We start from the raw sequence: 2175 nt of genomic DNA on the forward strand, positions 1-2175 counted from the left end.
GCGCCGGCCGCGAACGAGCCGAGCGCCATGCCGATGCCGATGCCGGTCATGACCCAGGTAATGCCTTCGGTCATCACCGCCTTCGGCCTGATCGAGCGGCATGTGCCGGAGGCGATGCTGACCGAAGGCATTACCTGGGTCATGACCGGCATCGGCATCGGCATGGCGCTCGGCTCGTTCGCGGCCGGCGCGGTGGTCGATGCGTTCGGTGCCCAGAACGGGTTCTGGGTCTCTGTGGCTTCAGGCACGATCGCGCTGGCCACGGTGCTGCTTGGCCAGCGCAGCCTTGCCACGGCTGAGTGCGAGATGGACGGATGCGAAGCAGCCGCGATTGCTGCGGAATAGTTCCGGCGCGCCCGGGCCTTAGGCCGGGCGCGCCGCTCTAGGCGGCCGGGCCTGAAATATTGACTCTTCTTGGGTGCGCCAATGCCAAAACTATCGTTGGCGCCCCGTGCAGCATCACCTCTTTTTCGAAGACGAAGCCACATTTCTCCAGCACCCGTCGCGAAGCCGGATTGGCGGGGCGGACGATGCCGACAACCCGATCGGCACGCAAGGGGCCGAACGCGGTGCGCAGTGCTTCCATCACCGATTCCGTGGCATAGCCATGTCCCCAGCTCGCCGGATGAAGATGATAGGACAGGTTCAGACCGTCGAAATCCGCCGATACCGTGACGCCGCCGAAGCCGACCAGCTTTTCATCCGCCTCGACCGCCCAGCGGCCAAAGCCGTGCTTGTCCCAATGACCGATGTCGCGCGTCAGCCGCGCGGCGCTCTGCTGGGCTGTATCCGGGACAGGGTCCGGACGATGAGCAACAAGCTCCCGGCGCGAAAAGAGGTCGATCAGGAAATCCAGATCAGCCTCTCTTCTGGGCGGCGCAGCAAAAGCCGTTCGCTGCGCTGGCTGGTAGGCAGAGACGCATTCATCCGTCTTCTCCGGCAACCGGATCGACGGGAGGCTCAGAGGATCTCGGTCTTGGCGATGTGGATGCCAAAACCTTCGAGGCCGACATAGTGGCGTTCGCGCGAGGCGATCAGGTTGATCGAGGAGATGCCGAGATCCTTGAGTATCTGGGCGCCTAGCCCGATCTCGCGCCACTCGTTTTCACGGCGGCGCGCCTCTTCGTGATCCTCGCGGTCGCCGCTTGCCGGCCGCTTGCGCTCCTGATGCGCAACGCCGACGGAGCCTTCTCTGAGATAGACGATGACACCGCGCCTGCGCTCGCCCATTGTCTTAATGATGGCGTCGAGCCGGTGGCTGGTGCCGAAGACATCGGTCACCACATCCTCGGAATGCAGACGCACCGGCACGTCCTCGCCGTCACGAATGTCGCCGAAGACGATGGCGACGTGATGCATGGAGTCCCACGGCAGCGTGTAGGTGAAGACCTGTGCCTTGCCGCCGAGCGTGTCGATTTCCGAGCAGGCGACGCGTTCGACCAGCGTTTCCTTGCGCTGCCGGTAGGCGATGAGGTCGGCGACCGAAACCTGCTTGAGGCCATGCTCCTCGGCGAAAGCCTGCACCTGCGGACCGCGCTTGACGGTGCCGTCATCATTGACCAGCTCGGAAATGACACCGACCGGCGGCAGGCCGGCGAGCTTGCACAGATCGACCGCTGCTTCGGTATGGCCTGAGCGCATCAGCACGCCGCCTTCGCGCGCAATCAGCGGAAAGATGTGGCCGGGCCGGACGAAATCCGAGCCACCGACATTGCCGTTGGCAAGATTGCGAACGGTCAAAGTGCGATCTTCGGCCGAGATGCCGGTCGTGGTGCCATGCTTGAAATCGACACTGACGGTGAAAGCGGTGGTGTGGGCGGAATCGTTGTCGGCGACCATGGGGGCAAGGTTCAGCCGCTTGGCTTCTTCGCGCGGCATCGGCGTACAGACGATGCCGGAGGTGTGGCGAACGATGAACGCCATCTTTTCGGGCGTGCAGTGGACAGCGGCGACGATCAGGTCGCCCTCGTTCTCGCGCCCGTCATCATCCATGACGACGACGATCTCGCCGCGTTCGAAAGCACGCAGGGCTTCGACGATTTTCTTCTGGTCGTAAGGCATAAGTGCTCGCTTTGCTCGCAGGGGAATAAGGGAGTAGGGCAGTAAGGGAGTAGGGAAAAGCAAAAAGATTTGGCCGGCCGGGCTAAGAGCGCAACATATTCCCCTATTCCCCTA

At 63.1% G+C, this 2175-nt stretch carries 1 protein-coding gene and 2 pseudogenes; 1 reads left to right on the forward strand and 2 read right to left on the reverse strand.

Going from position 1 to position 2175, the window contains the following annotated elements; translation table 11 throughout:
* A pseudogene (locus tag EN991_RS33490) lies at window positions 1-345 on the forward strand (hypothetical protein); the annotation flags it as partial.
* A gap of 37 nt (window positions 346-382) precedes the next feature.
* On the opposite strand, the pseudogene EN991_RS33495 reads toward EN991_RS33490, so the two are convergent.
* Window positions 383-927: pseudogene (locus tag EN991_RS33495) on the reverse strand (GNAT family protein).
* 33 nt (window positions 928-960) lie between these two features.
* The gene (ribB, locus tag EN991_RS33500; RefSeq protein WP_127370339.1) at window positions 961-2061 is read right to left on the reverse strand and encodes a 3,4-dihydroxy-2-butanone-4-phosphate synthase; all 1101 of its coding nucleotides are present in this window, start codon (window positions 2059-2061) and stop codon (window positions 961-963) included.
* Window positions 2062-2175: the final 114 nt, after the last annotated feature.

The organism is Mesorhizobium sp. M7A.F.Ca.US.005.03.2.1, assembly GCF_003997795.1.
GTDB classification, from domain to species: Bacteria; Pseudomonadota; Alphaproteobacteria; order Rhizobiales; family Rhizobiaceae; genus Mesorhizobium; species Mesorhizobium ciceri.